Origin of the sequence: Diaphorobacter sp. LR2014-1 (genome assembly GCF_002916785.1) — a bacterium.
Lineage (GTDB): Bacteria > Pseudomonadota > Gammaproteobacteria > Burkholderiales > Burkholderiaceae_C > Diaphorobacter > Diaphorobacter nitroreducens.
In genome coordinates, this window is sequence record NZ_MTBE01000010.1 from 62,759 (window position 1) to 85,128 (window position 22,370).

Sequence of the window (22,370 nt, forward strand, 5' to 3'; positions counted from 1 at the left end):
CCATTCGCACTGGCAAAAATAGTGTGAACAGGCCCTAGAGCCAATACTGTTCAGATAGTATTTTTAAAGCCATAATCCTCATCCATCGAAGCTTCAATGGATGAGGGTGATGGCCAGAACACGCAAGACGCTGCCGTCGAGAGTTGACGTTGCGCATTTGATCAGCGCCGGGGTGCTGGCCAGCGTGTGTCCACGGACGTTGATCGAAGAAGTGTTGGCCGAGACCGGCAAGGCCAGCCAGCGGGAGCGGCTGCTGCCCGCGCCGGCAGTGGTGTATTACGTGATGGCGCTGGCGCTGTGGCGCGAAGCGCCGCTGGAGGAAGTGCTGCGCGTGGTGTGCGAAGGCCTGCAATGGCTCGGCGGCGGCCACACTGAGGCGGTGCAGGCCAGCAAGTCCGCGATCTCGCAGGCGCGCAGCCGGCTGGGCCCCGAGGTCATGCGCCAATTGGCCGATCGGGTGCTGCGCCCGCTGGCCGCGCCGGGGGCGCCAGGGGCGTGGTACCGGGGATTGCGCGTGATGGCCCTGGACGGCAGCTGCATGGACGTGGCCGACGAGGCGGCCAACGCCAAGTTCTTCGGCTACCCGGGCGCCTCGCGCGGCCAAAGCGCCTTCCCGCAGGCGCGCGTTCTGGGCCTGGTGGAATGCGGCACGCACGCGGTGGTGGCAGCCGGCATCGCACCCTACGGCCACAGCGAGCAGGTCATGGCCGCCCAGTTGCTGCCCGCCAAGCTCACGCCCGAGATGCTGGTGCTGGCCGACCGCAACTTCTACGGCTTCAAGCACTGGCAGACCGCCTGCGCTACGGGCGCCAAGCTGGCCTGGCGGGTCAAATCCAACCTCAAGCTGCCGGTAGAGCAGATGTTGCCCGATGGCTCGTACCTGAGCCGCGTGTTCGACAGCGACGACCGCGCGCGGCGCGCAGGGCAAACGGTGCGTGTGATCGACTACGCGCTCGAGGGCTCGGCCACGCCGGCGCAGGGCAGCTACCGGCTGCTGACCAACCTCCTGGACCCCGATGCGGCGCCGGCCCTGGAGCTGGCCGCGCTGTACCACGAGCGCTGGGAGATCGAGGGGGTGTTCGATGAGTTCAAGACGCATTTGCGCGCCAACAGCACGGTGCTGCGCAGCAAGACGCCCGAGCTGGTGCAGCAGGAGCTGTGGGGGCTGCTGCTGGCGCACTTTGCGATTCGCCAGTTGATGGCGCAGGCGGCCTGGGCGCGCGAACTCGATCCGGATCGCCTGAGCTTCATGCACGCCGTGCGCGTGATCAAGCGCAAGATGCCGCAAGCTGCGGCCGTTTCCCCCTGAGCGTTTGCCTGCCTGGCGCGAGGCCCTGCTGGCCGAGATCGCGCGCGGGCGCTGCGTGAGCAGTCGTGGGCGCCTGAACCCGCGCGGCGTCAAGCGCAAGATGAGCAACTTCAATGTTCGGCATCGCGGCGCAGCGCTCCATTTGCGGCATCAGCCAGTGCCGGTGCTTCGTATCTGAACAGTATTTGCCCTAGAGCGCACCCCTGCAGCCCGGCCGCCGCACGGGCATACTGGAGGCCCGTGCGGCGCCGGCCCCTCCTGGCGGTGCCCTTTCCCCGATTTCTTGCCACGCCTTCCATGACATCGCCCCTTGCCGCCCGTCCCATTGGTGTGTTCGACAGCGGCATTGGCGGCCTGAGCGTGCTGCAGGCGCTGCGCCACGAACTGCCGCACGAGCATTTCGTCTACCTGGCCGACAGCGGCAACGCTCCCTATGGCGACGCCAAGGGCGACGCCTTCGTGCAGCAGCGCACGCTGGCCATCGCCCGCTGGCTGCGCGAACACCACGGCATCAAGGCGCTGGTGGTCGCCTGCAACACGGCCACCGCCGCCGCGGTGGAACAACTGCGCGCCGCCTTGCCCGACCTGCCCGCCATCGGGGTGGAGCCGGCGATCAAGCCCGCCGCCGCCAGCAGCCAGACGCACCACGTGGGCGTGCTGGCCACGCGCGGCACGGTGGGCAGCGCGCGCTTTCAGCGCCTGCGCGATGGGCATTCGGCCGGCACGCGCTTTTCGGTGCAGCCTTGCGACGGCCTGGCGCGCGCCATCGAGCAAAGCACCGAGGAGCCGCTGCCCGCCGCCGCATCCATGGCAAAAATAGAAGCGCTTTGCGCCCAGTACACGGGCGCGCTGGGCACTTTTGGCTTGAAAACGGGCGAGATCGACACGCTGGTGCTGGGCTGCACCCACTACGTGTTCGCCAAGGACATGCTGCGCGCCCTGGTGGGGCCGGATGTGCAGATCATCGACACAGGTGCGCCCGTGGCGCGCCAGACCCGGCGCATCCTCGACCAGGCCGGCGCCCTCGCACCCGAGCACGCGGCGGATGGCGCGCCCGCTGCGCCGGGGCATATCCAGCTCTACACCACCGGCCAGTTGGCCGCGCTGCAGTCGGCAGCCGAACGCTGGCTACAGTTGCCCGCGCAGTACTGCGCGGCGCTGCAGATCGACTGATATTTAAGCCAAAACGGGCCGTAGCGCTTACCTATCAAGCGCTGGCAGCTATTTTTTCAATAGCATTTCACCACAGCAGCTCACCACCCGCGTCCAGGTGCGTGAGGTACAGGCGCAGGTCGAACTCGAACTGGTGGTACTGCGGCTCCATGTGGGTGCACAGCTGGTAGAAGGCCTTGCCATGGTCTTTCTCGCGCAGGTGGGCCAGCTCGTGCACGACGATCATGCGCAGGAACTCGTCGGGCGTCTGCTTGAACAGCGCGGCCACGCGGATCTCATGCCGCGCCGCCAGCCGCCCGCCCTGCACCCGCGTGCGGTGGGTGTGCAGTCCCAGCGCATGGCGCACCACGTGGATCTTGCTGTCGAACAGCACCTTGTTCACCGTGCCCGCGTTGCGCAGGTGGCGCGCCTTGAAATCCTGGGCGTAGTCGTACAGCGCCTTGTCGCTGCGCACCGCGTGGCCCTCGGGGTACTTGCGCTGCAGCAGCGCGCCCAGTTGGCCCTGCGCCAGCAGCGCATGGGCCTGGGCCTGCAGCGCGGGTGCATAGGCCCGCAGGTAGGGCAGATCGAGAGGGGCTGTCGTCATCAGGGCGCCGGGCAGCGGCACCAGGCGTGCCGCCGCATTCCAAAGGGCGCCCAGTGTAGGGCGGATTTATTCCGCCTCGATCTTGGAGCTCTTGATCACGCCCGCCCAGTCGGCGAAGTCGCTCTTCACGCGCTCGCCCAGCTGCTGCGGGCCCTGGTAGTCGGCCGCGGCACCCTGTTCCTGCGCCTTCTTGCGGAAGGCCGGGTCTTCCACCACCTTCTTCATGTCGGCGGCCAGCTTGTCGATGACCGGCTTGGACACGCCTGCGGGCGCAAACAGCGCGAACCACGAGGTGGCGTTCACGCCCGGGTAGCCGGCCTCGGCCGTGGTGGGGGCGTCGGGCAGGCTGGCCAGGCGCTCCTTACCCGTGACGGCCAGCACGCGCAGCTTGCCGGACTGGATGTGGGGCATGAACGGCGGAGCGGTGCCGAAGGTCAAGTCCACCTGGCCGCCCAGCAGGTCCTGCAGCGCGGGGCCCGTGCCCTTGTAGGGCACGTGCACCATCTTGATGCCGCCTTGCTGCTCCAGCATGGCGCCGGTCACGTGCTGCAGCGAGCCGTTGCCCGACGAGGCGTAGTTGAGCTTGCCGGGGTTGGCCTTGGCGTAGGCCACCAGCTCGGCCAGGGTCTTCACGGGCAGGCCGTCGCGCACCACGATGATCTGCGGCGCCGAGATCACGTTGGCGATGGGCTGGAAGTCCTTCTGATCCCACTGCGGTGCCTTGGCGAGATGGGGCGAGATCACGTGGTAGCCCGAGTACTGCATGAGCAGCGTGTAGCCATCGGGCTCGGCGCGCTTGACGATGTTGGCCGCGATGGCGCCGTTGCCGCCACCCTTGTTGTCCACCACCACCGACTGGCCCAGCACCGGCGCCAGCGCCTGCGCGGCCATGCGGGCCGAGATGTCGGTGGTGCCGCCGGCGGCGGCCGGCACGACGAAGGTCACCGTGCGCGACGGGTAGCCGCCCTGCGCCCAGGCCGTGGACAGCGCCAGCGGCGCCAGAGCGGCCAGCGCCAGTGCGCCGAAATGTTTGCGTGTGATGCGCGTGGTCATCATGGGTCGTGTCTCCTTGTTGAAAGTTGTGCGAAATCGGGATGGAAGAATCAGTCCACGGTGGCGCCGGTGTCCTTGACCACGCGCGCCCACCTGGGCAGGTCGGACTGCACCAGCGCACCCAGCTGGGCAGACGTGCCCTTGAACGGCTCGCAGCCCACGACGGCGAGCTTGTCCACCACATCCTTGTGGTCCAGCGCGCGTGCCACTTCGGCCTGCAGCCGCTCGACGATGGGCGCGGGCGTGCCCGCCGGGGCGAACATGGCGTACCACGGTGCCTGGGCGAAGCCCTTGAGCGTCTCGCCGATGGTGGGCACGTCGGGCAGCGCGGCGACGCGCTTTTCATTCACCACGCCCAACACCTTGAGCTTGCCCGCCTTGATGAAGGCGATCGACGAGGGCAGGCTCTGCACCGACAGCGGCACCTGCCCGCCCGCCACGTCGGTGGCGGCCGCCGCCGAGCCCTTGTAGGGAATGTGCTGCAGCTGGATGCCCGCGGCCTTTTGCAGCAGCTCACCGATCAGGTGGTTGAGCGTGCCGTTGCCAGCCGAGGCGATGGCGTACTTGCCGGGGCTGGCCTTGGCCAGCCGGATCAGGTCCGCCACGTTGTTGCCCGGAAACGAAGGATGCGCCACCAGCACATAGCCGGCGGTGGCGACGGGCGCCACGGGCTCGAAATCCTTGACGGCGTCAAACCCCGGGTTCTTGTAGAGCGCCGGGCCGATCACGTGCGCGCTGTCGGCCGTGACCAGCAGCGTGTAGCCATCGTGCTTGGTACGCGCCAGGGCCGCCGTGGCCAGCGTGCCGCCCGCGCCGGGGCGGTTGTCCACCACCACGCTCTGGCCCATCTGCTCGCCCAGGCGCTGTGCCAGCACGCGCGCAATCGCGTCGTTGGCGCCGCCCGCGGCCTGCGGCACCACCAGGGTGATGGGCTTGGAGGGGTACTTGTCCTGCGCGGCGGCGCCCAGGGGCGCGGTGCACAGCAGTGCGCCCACAGCGGCCCCAAAGGCCAGCGCGGCCCTGCGGCCGTGGAATGCAGTGGTCAAAGGCATGGGTTGTCTCCTGTCGTTATGGATGTGCGGTGAAAGCTACCGCGCCAGCGCGCGCTCGCGGATCGCGTCAAAGCCCGCAGGCACCGGATGCAGGTCCAGCCGGCACCCCGCCTTCACGATCTGGCTGGGCACCTCGTGGCCGATCAGCGCGGGCAGGCGGGCCGCAGTGGCAATCAGCGCCGGCAGATCAATGCCCGTGTCGTAACCCATGAGCTGCAGCGCATGCACCACTTCTTCGGTGCACACATTGCCCGTGGCACCCGGCGCATAGGGACAGCCGCCCAGGCCGCCCAGCGATGCGTCAAAGCGCTGCGCCCCCGCATCGATGGCCGCCAGCACATTGGCCAGGCCCATGCCGCGCGTGTTGTGGAAGTGCAGCGTGAAGGCCATGCCCGGCCAGCGCGCGCGCGCAGCGGCCACCACCTGCCCCACCTGCGTGGGAAAGGCCATGCCCGTGGTGTCGCACAGCGTGATGCCCGCAACGCCCAGGTCGGCGAAGCGCTGCACATGCTCCCACACGGCGTCCAGCGCCACGTCGCCCTCCATGGGGCAACCGAACACGCACGACAGCGACACGTTCACCGGCACCTGCGCCGCCTGCGCCATGGTGATCACCTGTGCCAGTGCCGCGAACGACTGCGCGCGCGTCATGCGCAGGTTGGCGAGGTTGTGCGTCTCGCTGACGGACATGACCAGGTTCAGCTCGTCGGTGCGCGACTCGATGGCGCGCTCCGCGCCGCGCGCGTTGGGCACGAGCGCGGTGTAGGTCACGCCGGGGCGGCGCTCGATCTCGCGCATCACCACCTCGGCGTCGCGCAGCGCGGGGATGGCCGTGGGCGAGGTGAACGAGGTCACCTCGATCTTGGACAGGCCCGCGTGGGACAGTGCATTCACCAGCGCGATCTTGTCCTCGGTCGGCACGAACTGCGCCTCCATCTGCAGGCCGTCGCGCAGGCCCACGTCGCACAGCTCGATGCGCCGCCCGGCGCCGTTCCACACGCTGGTCGTCATTGGATCACTCCCTTGCTGCGCAGCAGCGCGATCTGCTCGGCCGTCAGCCCCGCCTCGGCCAGCACGGCATCGGTGTCGTCCCCCAGGCGCGGCGCGCTGGTGCGGATGGTGCCCGGCGTGGCCGAGAGCTTGGGCACGATGCCCGGCACCTGCAGCTCGTAGCCGTCGCGCGTGCGCTGCGTGAGCAGCATGTCTCGCGCCTGGTAGTGCGGGTCCTCGGCGATGTCCTTGGCGGTATAGACCTTGCCCGCGGGCACGCGCGCCGCGGCCAGCAACTCCATGACTTGCGCCACGGTGCGCTCGGCGGTCCAGCGGCCAATGGCCGCGTCGATCTCGGCCACGCGCGCCACGCGGCCGGCGTTGTCGGCCAGCTGCGGGTCATCGGCCAGATCCTGGCGGCCGATGGTGGCCATCAGGCGCTTGAAGATGCTGTCGCCATTGCCGGCCACCAGCACCCAGCCGTCCTGGCAGGGGTAGGCGTTGCTCGGCGCAATGCCCGGCAGCGCGCTGCCCGCGGCCTCGCGCACGGCGCCAAAGGCGCTGTACTCGGGGATCAGGCTTTCCATGCAGTTGAACACCGCCTCGTGCAGGGCCACGTCGATCACCTGGCCCGCGCCGCCGTTCACCTTGCGGTGGTACAGCGCCATCATCACGCCGATGGCGCCGTGCAGCGCGGCCAGCGTGTCGCCGATCGACACGCCCACGCGCACCGGCACGCGGCCGGGCTCGGCCGTGAGGTGGCGCAGGCCGCCCATGGCCTCGCCGATCACGCCGAAGCCCGGCAGGTCGCGATAGGGGCCGGTCTGCCCGTAGCCCGAGATGCGCAGGATGACCAGGCCCGGGTTGAGGGCGTGCAGCGCCTCGGGCGACAGGCCCCAGCCCTCCAGCGTGCCGGGACGGAAGTTCTCGATGAGCACGTCGGCTTCGGCAATCAGGCGGCGCGCAATGTCCTGCGCCTCGGCCTGGCGCAGGTCCAGCGCCACCGACTTCTTGTTGCGCGACTGCACCTGCCACCACACGGAGGTGCCCTCCTTGATGAGGCGCCAGTTGCGCAGGGGGTCGCCCGCGCCCACGGCCTCGATCTTCACCACATCGGCGCCGAACTCGCCCAATGTCTTGCCGCAGAACGGCCCGGCGATGAGCTGGCCCATTTCGATCACGCGCACGCCGGCCAGTGCCGCGGGCGTGGGTGCGGCGCTGCCTTGGACAGTGTCTTGCTCGGGTTTCATATGCCTCCTGGAATCCGGCGGGCATGATGCAGCGCACGCGCCGGGCCGCAAAACGCTCAAGCGCGAAGCTGCCATCGCAAACCGGCATGGCCCGCCGCCGCCGCAGTACCATCCCCGCCCATGAAGCTCGACCCGGTCTCCCTGCGCCTGTTCGTCGCGGTGATGGAGGAAAACGCCATCGCCCGCGCCGCCGCACGCGAACACATCGCGCCCTCCGCCGCCAGCCGCCGCCTGGCCGAGCTGGAGGACGCGCTGCGCGTGGAGCTGTTCTCCCGCAGCAACCGCGGCACCGAGCCCACGGCTGCGGCCTACGCCCTGCTGCACCTGGCGCGCGGCGTGCTCAACGACCTGGACGGCATCGCCACGCAGATGCAGGACTTCCGCGCCGGCGTGCGCGGCCACGTGCGCGTGGTGGCCAACATCTCGGCCATCACGCAGTTCCTGCCGGGCGAACTGCAGCGCTTCATGGCCGCGCACCCGCAGGTCGATGTGCGGCTGCAGGAGCAGATCAGCACCGCCGTGGCGCAATCGGTGGCCGAGAACGCAGCCGACGTGGGCATCCTCAACCACGGCAGTTATGGCGAGCGCGTGACCCTGCTGCCCTACCGCGAGGACGAGCTGGTCCTCATCGTCCCCGCGGGCCATGCGCTGGCGCGCCGCCGCAGCGTGCGCCTGGCAGACGCCCTGGCCTGTGACTTCGTGGGCATGCATCCGGGCAGCGCCATCAACAACCTGCTCACACGCGCCGCGGCCGAGCAGGAGATGCCCCTCAAGCTGCGCATCCAGGTCACGAGCTATGACGCCCTGTGCCTGATGGTGTCCGCCGGCCTGGGCGTGGCCGTGCTGCCGCGCGGCAGCGCCCAGATCTACCGCGGCACGCTGGCCCTGCGCGCCATCACGCTGGATGAGCCCTGGGCACGGCGGCGCCTGTCGCTGTGCGTGCGCTCGGAGGAGTCGCTGTCCAGCGTCGCACGCTTGCTGGTGGACCACCTGCGCGCCGGCGCCCAGGAGGCGCCATGACGAAGGCCACGGCCCACCTGCGCTGGGACATCTTTTGCCAGGTGATCGACAACTTTGGCGACATCGGCGTGTGCTGGCGCCTGGCGGCCGATCTGGGCAGCCGCGGCCACCGCGTGCGCCTGTGGGTGGATGACGCCAGCGCTCTGACCTGGATGGCGCCGCAGGGCGCACCTGGCGTACAGGTGCTGCCCTGGCCCACGCAGGCGCCCGCAGACGGGCCTGGCGACGTGGTGGTGGAGGCCTTCGGTTGCGAAATTGCTCCGCAATTCATAGCTGCCATCGCTCACCACACAAACCCTACAGGCCCAAAACCCTTATGGATCAACCTGGAGTACCTGTCGGCCGAGGCCTATGTGGAACGCTGCCACCGGCTGCCGTCTCCGCTCATGAGCGGCCCGGGGGCGGGCCTGACGCGCTGGTTCTACTACCCCGGCTTCACCGAGCGCACGGGCGGCCTGCTGCGTGAGCCAGACCTGCTGGCGCGCCAGGCCGCGTTCGACCGCACCGCCTGGCGCGCCGGCCACGGCATCGGGGCAGATGAAGTCGCCATCTCGCTGTTCTGCTACGAACCACCCGCCCTGCCCCAGCTGCTGGCGCAATGGCGGCCGCGCAGCGACGTGCGGCTGCTGGTCACGCCCGGACGTGCCACGGCGGCCGTGCGCCAATGGCAGCAGCGGTTTGAGAGTCAAAAAAGCCTCAAAGGCTCATACAGCAAGCGCGAGCAGCTATCAATTTCATATCTGCCACCCTGCCCTCAGCCGGCCTTTGACGAAATGCTCTGGGCCTGCGACCTGAACTTCGTGCGCGGCGAGGACTCACTGGTGCGCGCCCTGTGGGCGGGCCAGCCGTTCGTGTGGCAGATCTATCCGCAGCACGACGATGCGCACCACGCCAAGCTACTGGCCTTCCTGGACTGGCTGCACGCACCAGCGTCGCTGCGGCGCTGGTCGGCCCTCTGGAACGGTCTGGAGACCCGCAGCGAGTTGCCGCCCCTGGACGCGGCCACCCTGGGCGAATGGCGCGCATGTATACAGTCCGCGCGTGCGCGACTGCTGGCACAGCAGGATTTATTGACCTTACTACTAGGGTTTGTGGCGGAGAAAAGCTAGAATCCCCGGTTTTGCGCCATTCGAAGGCGGCACTCGCGTGCCCAGCCGGCGCCCCCGCCGCGGAACATGCGCCGGGGTGGAAGGCGGCCCAGTTCACGCAAACGCCTGGGCCACGCCCGCCCGCCCCGACTTGTGGAGCGGTCAACCTTTCCTTCCCAAGCAAGCCATGAAAATCGCTCAAGAAATCCGCGCCGGCAACGTGATCATGCAGGGCAAAGACCCCATGATCGTGCTGAAGACCGAATACGCCCGCGGCGGCCGCGGCGCCGCTACCGTGCGCATGAAGCTGAAGGCGCTCCTGTCCAACATGGGCACCGAAGTCGTCTTCAAGGCCGACGACAAGATCGACAACGTGATCCTGGACAAGAAGGAGTGCACCTACTCCTACTTCGCCGACCCGATGTACGTGTGGATGGACGCCGAGTACAACCAGTACGAAGTGGAAGCCTCCAACATGGGCGATGCCATCAGCTACCTCGAAGACGGCATGGCCGCCGAAGTGGTGTTCTACGACGGCAAGGCCATCTCCGTGGAACTGCCCACCAGCGTGGAGCGCGAGATCACCTGGACCGAACCCGCCGTGAAGGGCGATACGTCCGGCAAGGTGCTCAAGCCCGCGAAGATCGCCACCGGCTTCGAAGTGGCCGTGCCGCTGTTCGTGGACCAGGGCGACAAGATCGAGATCGACACGCGCACGGGCGAATACCGCAAGCGCGTCTAAGAACACCTTGCGTCCGGCTGCGGACGCTGTTCATGCAAGGGGAGCGTGTCATGCGCGCTCCCTTTTTTATTGAGGACTGGGTGGGTCCGGCAGGGGCCACGCCCAGCGCCGCATTCACGCGAACAACGCCCTCTCCAGCCTGGTGTACTTGGCGTCTCCCACGGCCTCGCGGATCTTGGGAGCCAGCGCCGCCAGATCCTCATACCCCGCAGCGCCCTCGACCGCCAGATTCAGGCGGAAGCCCTTCAGCCCAAGGCTGGCGGTAAGTTCGGTGGCGATCGGGTAGGCGGCTTGATAGCGCTCGCGCTGCGTGCGCCCCGTGCCATCGACCTGCACCTCGGCGCCGTCCGCCGGCGCTGCGGCCGCGGGTGCCGGCGCTCCCGGTCCGCTCTCCAGCAACCCCTGGTCGATCATGAGCTGCACGTCCTCGCGCGAGATACCCATGGCCGCCGTGGCCGTCAGCACCTGGTCCAGGGTGCGCTTGCCGTCGAACAGGATGAAGGCTGAGCGCTGGCGCGGCGAAAGCGCACCCTGACGATCCTTCAGCGCCTGTTGCCCAGCCGGTGTTTTCACGAGAATCATGCCCACCTCTTCGCTTGGTACGTGATGGAAAAGCGGCATGGAACGCCGCACGGGATCAGCGTCGCACGAATGTGACCATTTGTGAATGAGGTCAAACCGCAGGTCGCCCGTGGGCGCAACCGCGGGGCGCGGCGCGCTAAAGCCCGTCCGCGGGAGCCGGCCGCACGCGGACGGGTCGCGTGGTCAGGCTGACGCTCCACGCCACAGCCAGGCCTACCGGCACGCCGAAGACCCCGGCCGAAATCGGATGGATGCCGAACCACAAGCCATCGACGAGCAGCGCGGAAGGCACCCATTCGCGCACGCTGTCCACCTGCGCCAACAGGTAATACACGGTGACGGACAGGCCGGCGAGCATGCCGGCTACCGCGCCCTGGCGCGTAGTACCGCGCCAGAAGATGCCCAGCACCATCGCGGGCACGAAGGCCGATGCGGCGATGGAAAACGACGCCGACACCATGGGCAGGATTTCGGACGGCTTGAGCGCCGCCACGAACGCCGCGGACAGCGCCACGGAGAGCAGCGTGAACTTGGTCAGGATCACCCGCTGCTCGGGCGACGCCTTGCGGCGCGTTTCCTGGTGGTACAGGTCGCGCACCAGCGCGTTGCTGATGGTGAGCAGCAGGCCGTCGGCAGTGGACAGCGCAGCGGCCAGCCCGCCCGCGGCCACCAGGCCGGAGATCACGTAGGGGAGCCCGCCGATCTCGGGCGTGGCCAGCATGATGAGGTCGGCCCCGAAGCGGATCTCGCCGAACTGCACGATTCCGTCGCCGTTCACGTCCTCCACGGACAGCAGCGAGGCGTCCACACGCGCCCATTGCGCCATCCAGTTGGGCAGTTGGTCGAAGCTGCTGCCCACGAGGTTGTTCATGACCTCGAACTTCACCAGCACGGCGAGCGCCGGCGCGCTCAAGTACAGCAGTGCGATGAAGAACAGCGACCACGCCACCGACGCGCGCGCACCCGCCACCGAGGGCACCGTGTAGTAGCGCGTCAGCAGGTGCGGCAGGCCGGCCGTTCCCACCATCAGGCAGAACATCAGCGCCAGGAAGTTGCGGCGCGCATCGTCGAAGACCTGGCGCTCCTGCGGGGTGCCCTGCGGATCGCCCGCAAACGCCTGGCTGTGGCGCGGCAGGCCGCCCATGGCGCGGGCGCGCTCATAGTTGTCGCGCATCTCGCGCGTCCAGCGATCGCGCGCGGCAGCCTCGTCGCGCGGCATGGAGGCCAAATCCCGGCTGGCGGCCACGATCAGCCCCACGTCGGCGTTCTGGGCGCGCAGGCGCTGGATGCGCTCGCGCGCCGCTTCGCGCTCCCGCGCGAGTGCGGCGGGCACGTCGGCCAGCCGCGCCTTGTAATCCTCGGCGCGCTGCAGGTAGGCCGCGACCACGTCTTGCTCGACCTCGGAGGCCAGCAGCCCGCCCTCCAGCGTGGTGATCTTGCCGATCTGCGCTCCCGCCACCACCGGAGCAACGGGGTTGCCGAGCTGCTTGTACGCCAGCCACGACACCGGGATCAGGAACGCCAGCAGGATGACGATGTACTGCGCCACCTGCGTCCAGGTGATGGCGCGCATCCCTCCCAGGAACGAGCACAGCAGCACGCCGCCCAGGCCGAGCATGATGCCGATCTCGAACTGCACCCCGGTCAGGCGCGAGGCGATCAGCCCCACGCCGTAGATCTGCGCCACCACGTAGGTGAAAGAGCACAGCACGGCCGACAGGGCCGCGATGATGCGTGGCCAGCGCCCGCCAAAACGCACCTGGAAGAAGTCCGGAACGGTGTAGAGGTTCATCGCCCGCAGGTGCGGCGCGATGAGCATGGCCACAAGCACGAAGCCGCCCGTCCAGCCCAACAGATAGGCCAGCCCGCCCGGCTGCTCCGGCGTGCCCGAGAAGCCCTGCAGATACAGCGCGCCCGACAGGCTGATGAACGAGGCCGCGCTCATCCAGTCCGCGGCGGCGGCCATGCCGTTGTAGAACGGCGGAATGCGGCGGCCCGCCACGTAGTATTCGTCCGCATCCGTGGTGCGGCCGTACACGCCGATGGCGGCGTAGGCCATCACGGTAAGAAACAGGAAGATGGGGCCGATCCACTGGCGCGACAACCCGCGCTGCTCGGCCCAGGCCATCAGGGCCACGAACCCCAGCAGCCCCGCGATGTACAGCGCCACGATGCGGTTCAGGCGCGCCATGTAGCTGCGCCCCTCGCCGCCGCGTTCAATCATGGGATGGGGCTGTGGCAGCGTCGCGCTGCGCCGCCATGTCCTGCCGTTCGAAGTAGCTCATGGCGGCACAGTAAACGCAGACGATGCCAATGAACATCAGGACTGCCCCCTGGGAGGCAATCCAGTAGCTCAACGGCCACGGGCCCACCAGGAATTGCAGGTCGCGCGCGAAGTAGCCGGTGCCGAACGACACCAGCACCCACACGAGCAGCAGGCCCGCCTTCAGCCACAGGTGGCGTGCATCGTGCAGGTCGGGGGCAAAAGGCGCCCCCTCGATCTCTTCCTGCGTGAGCGACCGGCGGTGGGGCATGGCCTGCGGCTGCGGCTGCGGCGCGGTCAGCGCGCCAGTTGCTGCCAGGTATCGATCACGCTGTCAGGGTTCAGCGAGATCGACGTGATGCCCTCGCGCGCCAGCCACTGGGCAAAGTCGGGATGGTCGCTGGGGCCCTGCCCGCAGATACCGATGTACTTGCCCTGCGCGCGGCACGCCTTGATGGCCAGGTGGATCAGCGCCTCCACGGCCGGGTCGCGCTCGTCAAAGTCGGCGGCCAGCAGTTCCAGGCCCGAGTCGCGGTCCAGGCCCAGGGTGAGCTGGGTCAGGTCGTTGGAGCCGATGGAGAAGCCGTCGAAGTACTCCAGGAAGCGCTCGGCCAATATCGCGTTGCTCGGGATCTCGCACATCATGATGAGCTTGAGCTCGTTCTCGCCGCGCTGCAGGCCGTGCTGTGCCAACAGCTTGGTGACGCGCTCGGCCTGGCCCAGCGTACGCACGAAGGGCACCATGACCTGCACGTTGGTCAGGCCCATGTCGTTGCGCACGCGCTTGATGGCCTCGCACTCCATGGCGAAGGCCTCGCCGAAGTCCTGGCTCACGTAGCGCGCTGCGCCACGGAAGCCCAGCATGGGGTTCTCTTCCTCGGGTTCGTAGCGGCTGCCGCCGATGAGCTTGCGGTACTCGTTGGACTTGAAATCCGACAGGCGCACGATGACGGGCTTGGGCCAGAACGCGGCGGCGATGGTCGCCACGCCCTCGGCCACCTTGTCCACGTAGAACGCGCGCGGGCTGGCATGGCCGCGCGCCACGCTCTCCACGGCCTTCTTCAGGTCGGCATCCACGGCGGGGTAGTCCAGGATGGCCTTCGGGTGCACGCCAATGTTGTTGTTGATGATGAACTCCAGGCGCGCCAAGCCCACGCCTTCGTTGGGCAATTGGGCGAAGTCGAAGGCCAGCTGCGGATTGCCCACGTTCATCATGATCTTGGTGGAGATGGGCGGCATCTCGCCGCGCTGCACCTCGGTCACCTCGGTCTCGAGCAGGCCGTCGTAGATACGGCCGGTGTCGCCCTCAGCGCAGCTCACGGTGACCAGCGTGCCGTCCTTGAGCACGTCGGTGGCGTGGCCGCAGCCCACCACGGCCGGAATGCCCAGCTCGCGCGCAATGATGGCCGCGTGGCAGGTGCGCCCGCCCCGGTTGGTCACGATGGCGCTGGCGCGCTTCATCACCGGCTCCCAGTTGGGGTCGGTCATGTCGGTGACCAGCACGTCGCCGGGCTGCACCTTGTCCATCTCGGCGATGTCGTTGACCAGTCGCACCGGGCCGGTGCCGATCTTCTGGCCGATGGCGCGGCCTTCGGCCAGCACCGGGCCGTGGCCCTTGAGCTTGAAGCGCTGCTCGGCCTGGCCCTTGGCCTGGCTCTTCACCGTCTCAGGGCGCGCCTGGAGGATGTAGAGCTGGCCATCAGTGCCGTCCTTGCCCCACTCGATGTCCATGGGGCGGCCGTAGTGCTGCTCGATCACCAGCGCGTAGTGGGCCAGTTGCTCGATCTCGGCGTCGGTCAGCGAGTAGCGATTGCGCAGCTCGGTTGCCACCTCGGTGGTCTTCACCAGCTTGCCGCTGGCGGCCTTTTCCTGCGCCGTGGAGAACACCATCTGGATCAGCTTGGAGCCCAGGTTGCGGCGGATCACGGCCTGCTTGCCGGCCTGGAGCATGGGCTTGTGCACGTAGAACTCGTCGGGGTTCACGGCGCCCTGCACCACGGTTTCGCCCAGGCCGTAGCTGGAGGTAATGAACACCACGTCCTCGAAGCCGCTTTCCGTGTCGATGGTGAACATCACCCCGGCCGCGCCCAGGTCGGAGCGCACCATGCGCTGCACGCCCGCCGACAGGGCCACCACGTCATGGGCAAAACCCTTGTGCACGCGGTAGGAGATGGCGCGGTCGTTGTACAGCGACGCGAACACTTCCTTCATCTTGTGCAGCACGGCTTCGATGCCCACCACGTTCAGGAAGGTCTCCTGCTGACCGGCAAAGGAGGCATCGGGCAAGTCCTCGGCCGTGGCGGAGGAGCGCACGGCGAAGCTGGCCTGGTCGTTACCCGCCGACAGCGCGGCAAATGCCTCGCGCACGGCCTTTTCCAGGTCGGCGGGGAACGGCTGGCTTTCCACCCAGCCGCGAATCTCGGCGCCGGCCTCGGCCAGCGCGCGCACGTCGTCCACGTCCAGCGCGGCCAGGCGCTGGCTGATGCGGTCGTGCAGGCCTTCGTACTTGAGGAACTCGCGGAACGCATGCGCGGTGGTGGCGAAGCCCGTGGGCACGCGCACCCCCTGGGGCAGTTGGGAGATCATCTCGCCGAGGGAGGCGTTCTTGCCGCCAACGACCTCGACGTCGCTCATTCTCAGGTTCTCAAACGGTACGACCAGGGCGGTCGCCTCGAAACGTGCAGACATGGGAAAGCTCCAGAGTTTAAAAACCGGTCTGCGCCCACCGTCGCGTCAAGGGAAGGCGGGCAGTCGTCGCTCATGCAGCGGCCACGGCTTTGCTGTTGTGGTTGTGGGCCGGCGCGGTGCATGGGGAGAAATTGGGAATAATGGGCGCCATTGTAGGCGGGCTGCCCGCCGCAGCGCACGCGCCATCGCATCACCACGCTCTCCTTCCCGCTCTTCCTTTCCCATGCTTGCCACGCACACGCGCACCGTGTTCTATATCTCCGACGGCACCGGCATCACGGCCGAGACCTTCGGCAATGCCATCCTGGCGCAGTTCGACATCCGCCCGCGCCACGTGCGCCTGCCCTTCATCGATACCGAGGACAAGGCGCACCAGGTGGTGCGCCAGATCAACCACACGGCCGAGCTGGAGGGCAAGAAGCCCATCGTGTTCACCACGCTGGTGAACATGAGCGTGCTCAAGATCATCGAGGACGGCTGCAGGGGCATGCTGCTGGACATGTTCGGCACCTTCATCCGCCCGCTGGAGTCCGAGCTGGGCGTGAAGTCACACCACCGCGTGGGGCGTTTCTCGGACATCAGCGTGTCCAAGGAATACAGCGACCGCATCGAAGCCATCAACTTCAGCCTGGACCACGACGACGGCCAAAGCCACCGCGACCTGTCGGGTGCGGACGTGATCCTGATCGGCGTGTCGCGCAGCGGCAAGACGCCCACGAGCCTGTACCTGGCCATGCAGTGCGGCCTGAAAGTGGCCAACTATCCACTGATCCCCGAGGACTTCGAGCGCCGCCAACTGCCGCCCGCACTGGTGCCGCACCGCAAGAAGATCTTCGGCCTGACGATCGACCCGCAACGGCTGTCGCAGATCCGCAATGAGCGGCGCCCCGGCTCCCGGTACGCCGATCTGGTGAACTGCCGCAACGAGGTGGCCGAGGCCGAGGCGATGATGCGCCGCTCGGGCATTCGCTGGCTGTCCACCACCACCAAGAGCATCGAGGAGATCGCGACCACCATCCTGCAGGAGGTGCGGCCGGAACGGCTGCAGTACTGACCGCCCCTGCATCAAAACAAAAACGCCCCGAAAGGCGCTTTGTTTTTGATAGCTATCAGCGCTTGACCGGTAAGCGCTAAAGGCCAATTTGGCTTAGATATCAGTGGCGAATCAGGTGGTCGAAGGCCGACAAGGCCGCCGTCGCGCCCGCCCCTGCGGCGATGATGATCTGCTTGTACGGCACGTTGGTGCAGTCTCCCGCGGCGAACACGCCCGGCACGTTGGTGTGGCCCCGGGCGTCGATGATGATCTCGCCAAAGCGCGTCAGGTCCACCGTGCCCTTGAGCCAGTCGGTGTTGGGCAACAGACCGATCTGCACGAAGATGCCCTCGACCGCCACGGTCTTGGCCTCGTCCGTCGTGCGGTCCTTGTAGGTCAGGCCGGTGACCTTGCTGCCGTCGCCATTCACTTCCGTGGTCTGGGCGTTCAGGATGACCGTCACGTTGGGCAGGCTGCGCAGCTTTTTCTGCAGCACGCCATCGGCCTTCAAATCGCTGGCGAACTCCAGCACCGTCACGCTCTTGACGATGCCGGCCAGGTCGATCGCGGCCTCCACGCCCGAGTTGCCGCCGCCGATGACCGCCACGTCCTTGCCCTTGAACAGCGGGCCGTCGCAGTGCGGGCAGTACGTCACGCCCTTGGTGCGGTACTGCTCCTCGCCCGGCACGTTCATGTTGCGCCAACGCGCGCCGGTCGACAGGATCACGGTCTTGCTCTTGAGCGTTGCGCCGTTTTCGAGTTCGATTTCCACCAGGCCGCCTTCGGTTGCGGCGGGCTTGAGGGCCTTGGCGCGCTGCAGGTTCATCACCTCGACGTCGTAGTCATTGACGTGCTGCTCCAGCGCGATGGCGAACTTCGGGCCCTCGGTCTTGCTGACCGAGATGTAGTTCTCGATGTCCACCGTATCCAGCACCTGGCCGCCGAAACGCTCGGCCACCACGCCGGTACGAATGCCCTTGCGCGCCGCATACACGGCGGCCGCGGCACCGGCGGGACCACCGCCGACCACCAGCACGTCGAACGGCTCCATGGCATTGAGCTTGGCGGCCACGCGGGCATGGGCGCCGCTGTCGATCTTGGCGACGATCTCCGCCAGCTCCATGCGGCCCTGGCCGAAATTCTTGCCGTTCAGGAACACCGTGGGCACGCCCATGATCTGGCGTTCCTTGATCTCGTCCTGGAACACGGCGCCGTCGATGGCCGTGTGCGTGATGCGCGGGTTGAGCACGCTCATCAGGTTCAGGGCCTGGACCACGTCGGGGCAGTTGTGGCAGGACAGCGAGTAGTACGTCTCGAAATGGAAATCGCCGTCCAGGTTCTTCACCTGCTCCAGCAGGTCCGCTGATTCCTTGGAGGGATGGCCGCCCACCTGCAGCAGCGCCAGCACCAGCGAGGTGAACTCATGGCCCAGGGGGACGCCCGCGAAACGCACGCCGGTGTCCACGCCGGGGTTGGTGATCAGGAAGGACGGCTTGCGCACGGGCGCGTCGTTCTTCTCGACCACGGTGATCTTGTCGGAGAGGGAGCGAATCTCCTGGAGCAGCTCCCGCAGCTCTTGGGAAGTGGCGCCATCGTCCAGCGTGGCGACCAGCTCCACCGGGCGCTGCAGGCGCTCCAGATAGGCTTTCAATTGGGCTTGGAGGTTGGCGTCGAGCATAGGGTTACTCCTAATCAATCTAGTTATGGGCAAAAAAAACCCGGGCGCCTGGCACCCGGGCGTCTTGGTCAGCCGCCGCGGCGGCTGAACGCGGCTGGTGCCAGCTTAGATCTTGCCGACCAAGTCCAGCGAAGGAGCCAGCGTCTTGGCGCCCTCTTCCCACTTGGCGGGGCACACTTCACCGGGGTGGCTGGCCACGTACTGGGCAGCCTTGACCTTGCGCAGCAGATCGGCGGCGTTGCGGCCGATGCCTTCGGCGGTGATTTCCATCGCTTGGATCACGCCCTGGGGGTCCACGATGAACGTGGCGCGGTCTGCCAGGCCCTGGCCTTCGCGCAGGCAGTCGAAGTTTTGGCTGATTTGCCAGGTGGGGTCGCCCAGCATGGTGTACTTGATCTTGCGGATCGTGTCGGAGGCGTCATGCCATGCCTTGTGCACGAAGTGCGTGTCGGTGGACACGGAGTACACCTCAACACCCAGCTTCTGCAGCTCGTCGTAGTGGTCGGCCACGTCGCCCAGCTCGGTGGGGCACACGAAGGTGAAGTCGGCCGGGTAGAAGAAGAACACGGCCCACTTGCCCAGGACGTCCTTCTCGGTCACTTCGACAAACTTGCCGTTCTTGAAGGCTTGCGTCTTGAAAGGCTTGATAGTGGTGTTAAGCACGGACATTGCTGTTTCCTCTTACTTAGGTTGATGGGCTAGAACAAGACTGAAGTCTAGGCCGGATCGAATGATAAATCCAATAAATTGAACACATCAATTGAATTGATATTGACTATCAACTCATTCCATTCGAGAACACGACTCAGCATCACACGCAGGCAAAGCCTGCATGCAGGGGCATTGTCTTGCCCCCTGGTGCCAGGGTCATGACAATGCCCCTTTCTGACTGAAAGGAGAAGCCCCATGAAAGGCGACGCGCAAGTCATCGCACACCTGCAGGCCCAGCTGAAGAATGAGCTCACGGCCATCAACCAGTACTTCCTGCACTACCGCATGCTCAAGCACTGGGGCTTCGACAAGCTGGCCAAGAAGGAATACGACGAGTCCATCGGCGAGATGAAGCACGCCGACCGGCTGATGGACCGCATCTTCATGCTGGACGGCCTGCCCAACCTGCAGGACCTGGCCAAGCTGCAGGTGGGCGAAGACGTACCCGAGATCCTGGAATGCGATTTGCGCGCCGAGCGCGGAGCGCAGGCCACCATCAAGGAAGGCATTGCCTACTGCGAGTCCGTACGCGACTATGTCTCGCGCGAACTGCTGGAAGACATCCTCGAAGACACCGAAGAGCACATCGATTTTCTGGAAACCCAGATCGAACTGGTCGCCAAGGTCGGGCTGCAGAACTACCTGCAGTCCCAGATGGGCGACGCCGACTGAGCCAGGCGCCAGGCGCCTGACACGGTGCCTTCCACCCTGCGCACGACCGCGTGCACTCCATCCAACGGGCTGCGGCCCGTTTTTTCATGCCTGTATCGGCGAAACCACTACCGCAAACACGCGCCACACGCCGACTCCGCTGTAAGGCAAATTCCTACAAAGGCTGCTCATCCGCCAGACGCCACGCAGCGCCGAACCCCGACTTAATTTCTTTTTGCCCCGGTTTCACAATCCATTTCATCGGATCACGCAACACATGCAACGTTATGCAACGCAGTGATCCCCTCTTGGAAAGGATTGCCCCATGACCTCCGAACAACTGCTCGCCGAAATCCGCGAAGCCAACCTCACTTACCTGATGCTGGCGCAGACCCTGATCCGCCAAGACAAGGCCGAAGCCGTTTTCCGTCTGGGGCTGAACGAAGAAGCGGCCGACATTCTGGCATCGCTGTCCGCCGCACAGGTGCTCAAGCTGGCCTCGCGCAACACGCTGCTGTGCAGCTTCCGCGTGGACGACGAACTGGTGTGGAGCCTGCTGACCAGCCACAACACGCCGCGCAAAGCCGCCAGCGAAGCCACCAACACGCTGCACGCCAACATCCTGATGGCCAGCCGCGTCTCCGAAGTGCTCTGAAGTCCCACGCCAGCGTTCCCCTCTTCTTCCGAAAGCCCGCCATGTCCGCACCCGCCAAGAGCGTTCTCAACGAATCCAAGCAAATCGAACGCGCCGCCATGCTGATCGAGATGGGGGCCCGCATGCAGGTGCTGGAGTCCGAGACCACGCTGTCGTACGAACGCCTGATCCGCCTGTACAAGGAGATCGCGGGCAAGTCGCCGTCCAAGGGACAGCTGCCCTTCTCCACGGACTGGTTCCTCACCTGGCAGGAGAACATCCACAGCTCGCTGTTCCTGAACATCTACGAATATCTGTCCAAGGGCGTGAGCCTGGACGCGGTGGAGCTGCTCACCAAGGCCTATCGCCTCTACAACGAGCAGGTGGCCGCGGCGCAGATCGACCCACTGCTGTCCTTCACGCGCGCCTGGCGGCTGGTGAAGTTCGTGGATGCCGGCATGCTCACGCGCACCAAGTGCTCGCAGTGCAGCGGCCAGTTCGTCACCGAGTTGTACGAGAACCGCCACTACACCTGCGGCCTGTGCAACCCGCCCGCACGTGCCGGCAAGAGCAAGAGCGCCGGCGCACTCACGCTGCACTAATTCAGGTCAAAATGGCTTCTATCGCTTACCCATCAAACGCTAACAGCTATTAAATAAATAGCATAACGGCGCGACAACGGGCTACCGGCCCGCCAGCAGACCGCGCACGTTGGCATCCATGGGCAGTGCATAGTCGTGCGCCGCCAGCACCGCGTTGCCCGCGCCCACCAGCTTCAGGCTCACGTAAACCGCCTGCGGCGCCACCGCGTAGGTGCCCACCAGCACGGCCTGCGCCGCCTGGGCGCGCGCCACCTCCTGTGCGTGCCGCGACAGCAGCAGCTCGCCCTGGCCGGGGCGCATCGCCAGGGTCTCGCGCATGCGCAACTCGGTCACGCGCAAGCCGCGCTGGGCCAGCCGGCCCGCCAGTTGCTCGGCCACCAAGCGCCCCAGGCGCGAAGATTCATCCAACCGGTCCAACTGCACCACCGTTGCCACCAACACAGGGGTATCGGGATCCAGCGGCACTTGCAGCAACAGCGCATCCGCGGCGCCGTGGTTGCTGGCCATCAGGTCCACGGGGTCGCTGCTGGCCGCAGCGCCGTAGTAGTAGCGTGCGCAGCCCGGCAGGGCCAATGCGCTGGCGGTCAGCACCGCTGCCAGCAGCACGCGCCGCTGTATTCCAATGCGTTGTGTCATGCGGTCTCCCTCCTTCATGGCACGACCCGCCAGGTCGTGAGGGGCCCCGGCGCCGCAGCGGGGCGCTGGTACAGCGGTGCGTCCGGCTGCGCGATCGTGTACACGTCAGATGTGCGCACCAGCACCCGGCCCTCGCTTTCCAGCGACGTGACGACCAGCACCTCGGTGCGCATCGGCACACTCGCGTCCGCATGCGTTGCATTGCGCCGCACGTACACACCTTCGGCCAGGCGCTGCAACGGCGCCGCGGACGCCGCACCCGCGTGGTGCTGCACCAGCTGGGTGCTGGCCCGCAACCGCAGGGCTGCGGGTTCGGTGGTCACGGCGATGCCCCGCTCCACCAAATGCGTGACCAGCAACTCGCGAAAGCCGCGCTGAAAGTCGGAGGCTTGGGGGGCCATCTCCACATGGATCGGGTGCTGCCCCGCGGGCCACGCACGCAGCCGGTCGGCCACATGCGCCGCCACGTCGGCAGCCAGCACGTCCCATTGGCGGACTGCGTTCACCGCCTGTTGCTCCGTGGGCGCGTGCGCCCCCTCCGGCGTCGCGCCGTGCGGCGCCGTTGGCAGGGGCGCGCAGCCGGCCGCCAGCCCGGCCAGGACGCAGAAGGCCAAAACCCGGTTTCTCAT

The 22,370-nt window shown here is 67.0% G+C and carries 22 protein-coding genes; 9 read left to right on the top strand and 13 right to left on the bottom strand.

The annotated features are described in order from the left end of the window. Positions 1-100: 100 nt before the first annotated feature. Together BV908_RS10065 and murI are read left to right on the top strand one after the other, a co-directional pair. Positions 101-1,309 (top strand): IS4-like element ISBvi1 family transposase, encoded by a 1,209-nt coding sequence (locus BV908_RS10065; RefSeq protein ID WP_103738033.1) that lies wholly within the window; start codon positions 101-103, stop codon positions 1,307-1,309. 297 nt (positions 1,310-1,606) lie between these two features. Then, complete coding sequence (gene murI / locus BV908_RS10070) at positions 1,607-2,482, top strand: glutamate racemase (RefSeq protein WP_103738034.1); 876 nt, start codon at positions 1,607-1,609, stop codon at positions 2,480-2,482. A 67-nt stretch (positions 2,483-2,549) separates the two neighbouring features. Here murI and BV908_RS10075 read toward each other — a convergent pair whose 3' ends face one another. The 5 genes from BV908_RS10075 to BV908_RS10095 all read right to left on the bottom strand — a co-directional run bounded on the left by BV908_RS10075 (position 2,550) and on the right by BV908_RS10095 (position 7,413). Beyond that, on the bottom strand, positions 2,550-3,068 hold the full coding sequence (locus BV908_RS10075) for a YgjP-like metallopeptidase domain-containing protein (RefSeq protein WP_103738052.1): 519 nt from the start codon (positions 3,066-3,068) through the stop codon (positions 2,550-2,552). A 66-nt stretch (positions 3,069-3,134) separates the two neighbouring features. Further along, the gene (locus BV908_RS10080; RefSeq protein WP_103738053.1) at positions 3,135-4,121 is read right to left on the bottom strand and encodes a tripartite tricarboxylate transporter substrate binding protein; all 987 of its coding nucleotides are present in this window, start codon (positions 4,119-4,121) and stop codon (positions 3,135-3,137) included. Between the two features lie 50 nt (positions 4,122-4,171). Beyond that, a complete protein-coding gene (locus BV908_RS10085) occupies positions 4,172-5,173 on the bottom strand; it encodes a tripartite tricarboxylate transporter substrate binding protein (RefSeq protein ID WP_103738035.1) in 1,002 nt (333 codons plus the stop codon). Between the two features lie 36 nt (positions 5,174-5,209). Beyond that, on the bottom strand, positions 5,210-6,184 hold the full coding sequence (locus tag BV908_RS10090) for a hydroxymethylglutaryl-CoA lyase (protein WP_088886386.1): 975 nt from the start codon (positions 6,182-6,184) through the stop codon (positions 5,210-5,212). Continuing rightward, on the bottom strand, positions 6,181-7,413 hold the full coding sequence (locus BV908_RS10095; protein WP_103738036.1) for a CoA transferase: 1,233 nt from the start codon (positions 7,411-7,413) through the stop codon (positions 6,181-6,183). The genes BV908_RS10090 and BV908_RS10095 overlap by 4 nt, the downstream gene beginning before the upstream one ends. Positions 7,414-7,533: 120 nt before the next feature. On the opposite strand from BV908_RS10095, the gene BV908_RS10100 reads away from it, so the two are divergent. The 3 genes from BV908_RS10100 to efp all read left to right on the top strand — a co-directional run bounded on the left by BV908_RS10100 (position 7,534) and on the right by efp (position 10,263). Beyond that, positions 7,534-8,433: a LysR family transcriptional regulator gene (locus tag BV908_RS10100; protein ID WP_103738037.1), complete on the top strand. Its 900-nt coding sequence runs from the start codon at positions 7,534-7,536 to the stop codon at positions 8,431-8,433. Then, positions 8,430-9,542: an elongation factor P maturation arginine rhamnosyltransferase EarP gene (gene earP / locus BV908_RS10105; RefSeq protein WP_103738038.1), complete on the top strand. Its 1,113-nt coding sequence runs from the start codon at positions 8,430-8,432 to the stop codon at positions 9,540-9,542. The genes BV908_RS10100 and earP overlap by 4 nt, the downstream gene beginning before the upstream one ends. A gap of 166 nt (positions 9,543-9,708) precedes the next feature. Continuing rightward, positions 9,709-10,263, top strand: coding sequence for an elongation factor P (efp, locus tag BV908_RS10110; protein ID WP_011806028.1), 555 nt, complete (start codon positions 9,709-9,711; stop codon positions 10,261-10,263). Between the two features lie 114 nt (positions 10,264-10,377). On the opposite strand, the gene BV908_RS10115 is transcribed toward efp, so the two are convergent. The 4 genes from BV908_RS10115 to ppsA all read right to left on the bottom strand — a co-directional run bounded on the left by BV908_RS10115 (position 10,378) and on the right by ppsA (position 15,796). Then, positions 10,378-10,845: a hypothetical protein gene (locus tag BV908_RS10115; protein WP_103738039.1), complete on the bottom strand. Its 468-nt coding sequence runs from the start codon at positions 10,843-10,845 to the stop codon at positions 10,378-10,380. A gap of 136 nt (positions 10,846-10,981) precedes the next feature. After that, positions 10,982-13,069: a VC_2705 family sodium/solute symporter gene (locus BV908_RS10120; protein ID WP_103738040.1), complete on the bottom strand. Its 2,088-nt coding sequence runs from the start codon at positions 13,067-13,069 to the stop codon at positions 10,982-10,984. Further along, positions 13,062-13,379, bottom strand: coding sequence for a DUF4212 domain-containing protein (locus BV908_RS10125; RefSeq protein ID WP_047350522.1), 318 nt, complete (start codon positions 13,377-13,379; stop codon positions 13,062-13,064). Before BV908_RS10125 ends, BV908_RS10120 begins: the two co-directional genes overlap by 8 nt. A gap of 26 nt (positions 13,380-13,405) precedes the next feature. Next, entirely contained in the window at positions 13,406-15,796 is a 2,391-nt protein-coding gene (gene ppsA / locus BV908_RS10130) for a phosphoenolpyruvate synthase (RefSeq protein WP_103738041.1), read from the bottom strand. A gap of 223 nt (positions 15,797-16,019) precedes the next feature. Here ppsA and BV908_RS10135 point away from each other — a divergent pair, with 223 nt between their 5' ends. Further along, positions 16,020-16,850: a pyruvate, water dikinase regulatory protein gene (locus BV908_RS10135; protein WP_011806033.1), complete on the top strand. Its 831-nt coding sequence runs from the start codon at positions 16,020-16,022 to the stop codon at positions 16,848-16,850. A 100-nt stretch (positions 16,851-16,950) separates the two neighbouring features. On the opposite strand, the gene ahpF is transcribed toward BV908_RS10135, so the two are convergent. Both ahpF and ahpC read right to left on the bottom strand, forming a co-directional pair. Then, complete coding sequence (gene ahpF, locus BV908_RS10140; protein ID WP_103738042.1) at positions 16,951-18,507, bottom strand: alkyl hydroperoxide reductase subunit F; 1,557 nt, start codon at positions 18,505-18,507, stop codon at positions 16,951-16,953. Positions 18,508-18,612: 105 nt separating this feature from the next. Continuing rightward, positions 18,613-19,176: an alkyl hydroperoxide reductase subunit C gene (ahpC, locus tag BV908_RS10145; RefSeq protein WP_015913767.1), complete on the bottom strand. Its 564-nt coding sequence runs from the start codon at positions 19,174-19,176 to the stop codon at positions 18,613-18,615. 237 nt (positions 19,177-19,413) lie between these two features. On the opposite strand from ahpC, the gene bfr reads away from it, so the two are divergent. From bfr to flhC, 3 genes are all read left to right on the top strand, one after another. After that, complete coding sequence (bfr, locus tag BV908_RS10150) at positions 19,414-19,890, top strand: bacterioferritin (protein ID WP_011806036.1); 477 nt, start codon at positions 19,414-19,416, stop codon at positions 19,888-19,890. Positions 19,891-20,194: 304 nt separating this feature from the next. Further along, positions 20,195-20,524 (top strand): flagellar transcriptional regulator FlhD, encoded by a 330-nt coding sequence (gene flhD / locus BV908_RS10155; RefSeq protein ID WP_011806037.1) that lies wholly within the window; start codon positions 20,195-20,197, stop codon positions 20,522-20,524. 41 nt (positions 20,525-20,565) lie between these two features. Beyond that, positions 20,566-21,105, top strand: a complete 540-nt coding sequence (gene flhC, locus BV908_RS10160; RefSeq protein WP_015913769.1) for a flagellar transcriptional regulator FlhC — start codon at positions 20,566-20,568, stop codon at positions 21,103-21,105. Between the two features lie 81 nt (positions 21,106-21,186). Here the strand turns inward: flhC and BV908_RS10165 are convergent, their stop codons facing one another. Then, the gene (locus BV908_RS10165) at positions 21,187-21,741 is read right to left on the bottom strand and encodes a FlgO family outer membrane protein (protein ID WP_246867486.1); all 555 of its coding nucleotides are present in this window, start codon (positions 21,739-21,741) and stop codon (positions 21,187-21,189) included. Between the two features lie 14 nt (positions 21,742-21,755). After that, positions 21,756-22,370, bottom strand: a complete 615-nt coding sequence (locus BV908_RS10170; protein ID WP_015913771.1) for a hypothetical protein — start codon at positions 22,368-22,370, stop codon at positions 21,756-21,758.